The sequence below is a fragment of the Streptomyces sp. NPDC021225 genome (genome assembly GCF_044332865.1).
In the GTDB taxonomy this organism is placed as follows: Bacteria; Actinomycetota; Actinomycetes; order Streptomycetales; family Streptomycetaceae; genus Streptomyces.
Window position 1 is genome coordinate 1 of the sequence record NZ_JBIRPV010000030.1, and the last position, 5422, is coordinate 5422.

The following is a 5422-nucleotide window of genomic DNA, read 5'->3' on the forward strand; positions in this document are numbered from 1 at the left end:
GTTGATGGACTGGGCGAAGACGGGTGAGGTTTCCAGCAGGCGCAGTCCCATCCCGGCCCACTGACCACCCTGACCCGGAAACACAAACACCACCCGGGCACTGGCCCTGCCCGCCAGACCGGTCACCACCGAAGCATGGGGCTCGCCGGATGCCACCGCCTCCAGACCGGGCAGGAAGTCGGCGCGGTCCTGGCCCAGGACGACGGTGCGATGATCGAAGGCCGACCGGCCCACGGCCAGCGAGTGCCCCACATCGGCCGGATCCAGCTCCGGCTCGGCGCTCACGAACGCGTGCAGCTGTCGTGCCTGAGAGCGCAGCGCCTGCGCGGACTTCGCTGAGATCACCCAGGGCAGAGGCAGTGGCGGGCGGGTGGCCAGAGGGCTGCCGTCCGAGGTGTCGGCGGGCTCCGCGGCGGGTGCTTCTTCGAGGATGACGTGGGCGTTGGTGCCGCTGACGCCGAAGGAGGAGACACCGGCTCGGCGCGGGTGACCGTGGTCCGGCCAGGCGACCGAATCCGTCAACAGCCGCACCGCCCCGGCCGACCAGTCCACGTAGTCGGACGGCCTGTCCACGTGGAGCGTGCGCGGCAGCACACCGCGCCGGATGGCCAGCACCATCTTGATGACTCCGATGACGCCGGCGGCCCACTGGGTGTGTCCGATGTTCGACTTGACCGACCCCAGCCACAACGGCCGGTCACCCGACCGGCCCTGCCCGTACGTCGCCAGGAGCGCCTGCGCCTCGATCGGGTCGCCCAGTTTGGTGCCCGTGCCATGCCCCTCCACCGCGTCGACGTCCGAGGCCGTCAGCCGGGCGTTCGCCAGGGCCGTGCGGATGACACGCTGCTGTGACGGACCGTTGGGCGCCGTCAGGCCGTTGCTCGCCCCGTCCTGGTTGACGGCCGACCCCCGCACCACTGCCAGGACCCGGTGCCGGAGCCGGCGAGCGTCGGAGAGCCGCTCCACGAGCAGCATGCCCGCGCCCTCGCCCCAGCCGGTGCCGTCGGCCCCGGCCGCGTAGGCCTTGCAGCGCCCGTCCGGCGCCAGTCCCCGCTGCCGTGAGAACTCGATGAACATGCCGGGGGTCGACAGCACGGTCGCCCCGCCGGCCAGCGCCAGCGAGCATTCCCCCGACCGCAGCGCCTGGATCGCGAGATGCAGCGCCACCAGGGACGAGGAACACGCCGTGTCCACGGATATCGCGGGCCCCTCCAGGCCCAGGACATAGGAGATCCGCCCCGAGGCGGCGGCGCCGATATTGCCGGTGACCAGATAGCCCTCCAGCTCCGGTGACGCCTGGTGCATGCGGGGGCTGTAGTCGAGCGGAGCCACACCCGCGAACACCCCGGTACGGCTCCCGCGCAACGTCTCCGGGGCGATGCCCGCCCGCTCGATGGCCTCCCACGCGGTCTCCAGCAGCAGTCGCTGCTGAGGATCCATCGCCACCGCCTCGCGCGGGCTGATCCCGAAGAACTCGGCGTCGAACTTGTCGGCATCCCGCAGGAAACCGGCTTCCCGCTGGTAGTACGTGCCGGGCCGGGCGGGGTCCGGGTCGTAGAACTTCTCCGGATCCCAGCCGCGGTCCACCGGAAAGGGGGAGAGCGCGTCGACGCCGTCGGCAAGCAGCTCCCACAGCTCCTCCGGGGTGCGCGCGCCCCCGGGAAACCGGCCGGCCATGCCGATGATGGCGATCGGTTCCTCGTCGGTGATCGCCGCGACCCCCGGGGCCGCCGGACCGCGGCCGTCGGCCGGGCTCGGCTCCGCGCCGGTGTCCTCGGGGGCGAAGAGGAGGGAGTGCAGATGGTCGGCGACCGCGGTGGGCGTCGGGTGATCGAAGGCCAGAGTGAAGGGCAGAAGCAGCCCGGCGGCGTCGCTGAGCCGATTGCGCAGTTGGACCGCGGCTGCCGAGTCGAAGCCGATGGCGCCGAAGTTCTCCTGTCGCGCCACGGTGGGGAGCGCGGCGTCGGCCTCGGCGACGCTCCCGAGGACATGGGCGGCCTCAGCGCGGACCAGGTCGCACAGCCGCCGCTTGCGCTCTGCCACAGAGTACGGAGCCAGTCGGTCCACCAGGGCTGATGTGCCGGGTTCCGCGGTGTCGTCGGGGCCGTCTGGGCCGGCGGACGTATCCGTCGGCAGCTCGACCGGACGGCCGCCGGGCACCGAGAACGCCGGTACGGGATCAATCGGCGCGCCCCGTACGTACAGCTCGGCCAGCGCGGCGCGGAATCCGTGCAGTCCCGGCTGGCCACGGTGCAGTGTCGGCGTGACCACCACACGCTCGCCGCGGACCACCTCCTCCGCGGTGGCCTGCACGCACATGGCCAGCGTCGGATGCGGGCTCACCTCGACGAAGCACCGTTGCCCCGCCCGCAGCACCTCCGTCGTCGCGCTCTCGAACCGGACCGTGGTGGCGACGTTCCGGTGCCAGTAGGACGCGTCGAGTCCTTCGGTGTCCAGGAGCCCCCCGGTGACCGACGAGTAGAACGGCACCCGCGAGGCCCCCGCGACGATCGACGACAGCGAGCCGAGCAGATCATCCCTCAGCACGTCCACCAAGGCCGTGTGCGCGGCGAAGTCGATCGCCACCTCGCGGGCCCGGACGCCGGTGTCGGCGAGGTGGGCCAGCAGTTCTTCGGCGGCTTCCCGATCGCCGCCCACGACCGTCGCCATGGGGCCGTTGACCGCGGCGATCGTCAGCCTGCCCGCCCACCGCCGCAGCAGCGGACGCAACTGCGCTTCGGACTGTGCGACCGCGATCGACGCCCCGCATCCGGAGAGCGCCATCTCGGCGCGGCTGCACTCGATCACCACCCGCGCCGCGTCGGAGAGCGACAGGGCACCGGCCACATGAGCCGCGGCGATCTCTCCGATGCAGTGTCCGACGACGGCCGTCGGCTCGACCCCGTGGGACCGCCACAGCTCGCTCAGCCCGACCATGACGGCGAACAACGCGGGTTGCACCACATCGGTCCGCTCCAGGAGCGGCGCGCCACGAGCACCCCGGAGCACCGCCTCCAGCGACCAGGCGACGTGTGGTTGGAAAGCGTCCGAGCAGTCGTCGATGGCCTGCCGGAAGACGGGGCTGGTCGTCAGCAGATCCGCCGCCATCCTGGGCCACTGGGTGCCCTGGCCGGGAAAGATGAACACCACGCCGTCGCCCGCAGCCGCCGCCGTGCCCCGGACGACACCGGGGGCGTCCTCGCCCCGGGCCAACGCGTCGAGCCCCCGCAGATACCCCTCCCGGTCCGGGGCGAGCACCGCCGCGCGGTGCGCCGACGCCGGACGCGTGTGCGCCAGCGAGTGGCCGATGTCCTCCATCGGGAGCCGAGGGTGGTCGGCGACGTGGTCATGGAGCCGTCGCGCCTGAGCGAGCAGGGCGGCGGTGGTACGCCCGGAGAGGATCCACGGAAGACCGGCGGCCGCGCTCTCGCCCCGAGGCTTGGGCAAGTGAACCATCTCCAAATCCGGCAGAGGCAACAGTCAGGACCAGACGTTCATGGACTTATATGGCAGTCCGGTAGAGGGCCGGTCGGTTCAGACTTGAAAGTGCCTCAACGCCGTGGTGACAGTTGTCTTAGAGCGGAAGTTCGGAAGTCAGCTTGATCTTCTGCATCGGGATCTCCGTCTTGACGCTCTGCACGCCCCTGATGCGTGTCAGATGGTCGAGCTGGAACTTGCGGTAGGCGTCGAGATCCGCTGCCACCACGCGGAGTAGAAAGTCGCAGTCGCCCGCCATCAGGTGGCATTCGACGATCTGGGGCAGCCGCTTCACTTCCTCGGTGAAGTGTTCAACGGTTTCGGCGTCCTGCCCGGTCAGCCAGATCCGGGCGAACACGGTGAGGCCCATGCCGATCTTCGCCGGGTTGAGCAGCGCCACATAGCGCTCGATCACTCCGGCCTCTTCCAGCATCTTCACCCGGCGCAGGCAGGGTGAGGGCGACAGCCCCACCTTCTCTGCCAGTTCGACGTTCTGGATCCTGCCGTTCTCCTGGAGCACCCGGAGAATGCGGCGGTCGATGGCGTCCAGCTCCTTCACGGAGACCTGCCCTTCTTCCTGTTGTGAGGCATCTGAGGCATCAGGTGCCGTTGGCCGGGCGAGCTGTCAGGGCGTGGTGTCCTGGTGGGGCAGGCGGGCGGTGGCCGGGTCGATCGCCTCGGTACGGGCCTCGATGGCCTCGATGACCGACACCATGTCGAGTCGGCCGTTGCCGAGGCCCACGCTCTCGCCGTAGAGGGCGCTGCCCGTTGCCGACCGGACCGCACACCACTGCGCGCCCTCGGTGCGTCCATCGCGGGCGGTGTGGAGGAGACTTCTGTGAGGCATTGGATGCCATGAATTCTGGTATCCATGGCATCTCCTGCTGTGGTGCTGACGTCAGGGGCGGCGGCCCTTCCGGGCTGGGGCGGGACGAGCTGTGGGAGGTGGCCCGCGCGCTTGTGCCGCTTACTTCGGGTCGCGCTTGAACGACGCCGTCGACCAGCGGTAGCCGAGCGCGGCCAGGCCGATGGACCAGGCGACCGCGATCCACCCGTTGTGGCCGATGTCGGTGCCGAGGAGCAGGCCGCGCAGGGTTTCGATGGTGGGTGTGAAGGGCTGGTACTCGGCGATCGGCCGGAACCAGTCAGGCATCGCGCCGATCGGGGTGAAGGCGCTGGAGATGAGCGGGAGGAGGATCAGCGGCATGGCCATATTGCTGGCTGCTTCGGCGTTCGGGCTGGCCATGCCCATGCCGACGGCGATCCAGGTGAGTGCCAGGGCGAACAGCGTGAGCAGCCCGAACGCCGCCAGCCACTCCAGGGCCGTGGCGTCCGTGGACCGGAAGCCGATGGCGACAGCGACGGCGCCGACGAGGATCACGCTGGCGATCGACTGGAAGACACTGCCGACGACGTGCCCGATGAGAATCGAGCCGCGGTGGATCGCCATGGTGCGGAAGCGCGCGATGATGCCTTCGGTCATGTCGATGGAGACGGACACCGCGGCCCCGATGACGGTGCTGCCGATGGTCATCAGCAGGATGCCCGGGACGACGTAGGCGATGTATTCGGAGCGGTCGGCGCTGCCGCCGCCGATGCCCGCGCTCATCGCGTCGCCGAAGATATAGACGAAGAGCAGCAGCATCATGATTGGCGTGAGCAGCAGGTTCAGGGTTCCGGAGGGGTAGCGCCACGCGTGCAGCAGATTGCGGCGCAGCATCGTGTTCGAGTCGCGGGCGGCGAGGGAGAGGGCGCTCATCGGACGTTCTCCTTGGACTGGTTGGGGACGTCGGCCGGGCTGGTGAGGGCGAAGAAGACGTCGTCGAGGTCGGGGGTGTGGACGGTGAGTGCGTCGGCTTCGATGCCGGCGGTGTCGAGCCAGTCGAGGATGGAGCGCAGTTCGCGTTGGCTGCCGTCGCTGGGGATCTGGAGGGCGAGGGATTCG

General features: G+C 70.1%; 4 protein-coding genes and 1 pseudogene. All 5 read right to left on the reverse strand.

The genetic code is table 11. From position 1 onward, the window contains the following. Positions 1–3447, reverse strand: a 3447-nt coding sequence (locus tag ACH4S9_RS46990; RefSeq protein WP_398377811.1) for a beta-ketoacyl synthase N-terminal-like domain-containing protein, incomplete at its 3' end; no start/stop codon positions are given. A 127-nt stretch (positions 3448–3574) separates the two neighbouring features. Continuing rightward, complete coding sequence (locus ACH4S9_RS46995; RefSeq protein ID WP_311723895.1) at positions 3575–4036, reverse strand: Lrp/AsnC family transcriptional regulator; 462 nt, start codon at positions 4034–4036, stop codon at positions 3575–3577. Positions 4037–4102: 66 nt separating this feature from the next. Next, a complete protein-coding gene (locus ACH4S9_RS47000) occupies positions 4103–4324 on the reverse strand; it encodes a hypothetical protein (protein ID WP_385343750.1) in 222 nt (73 codons plus the stop codon). Positions 4325–4444: 120 nt separating this feature from the next. After that, the gene (locus ACH4S9_RS47005; protein WP_398377813.1) at positions 4445–5236 is read right to left on the reverse strand and encodes an ABC transporter permease; all 792 of its coding nucleotides are present in this window, start codon (positions 5234–5236) and stop codon (positions 4445–4447) included. Beyond that, positions 5233–5422: pseudogene (locus tag ACH4S9_RS47010) on the reverse strand (ABC transporter); the annotation flags it as partial. The gene ACH4S9_RS47005 and the pseudogene ACH4S9_RS47010, both read right to left, overlap by 4 nt.

What these genes read in the sequence shown, in the direction of transcription:
- ACH4S9_RS47000 (WP_385343750.1), bottom strand. Translation starts at nt 4,324, where the DNA reads ATGCCTCACAGAAGTCTCCTCCACACCGCCCGCGATGGACGCACCGAG.
- ACH4S9_RS47005 (WP_398377813.1), bottom strand. Translation starts at nt 5,236, where the DNA reads ATGAGCGCCCTCTCCCTCGCCGCCCGCGACTCGAACACGATGCTGCGC.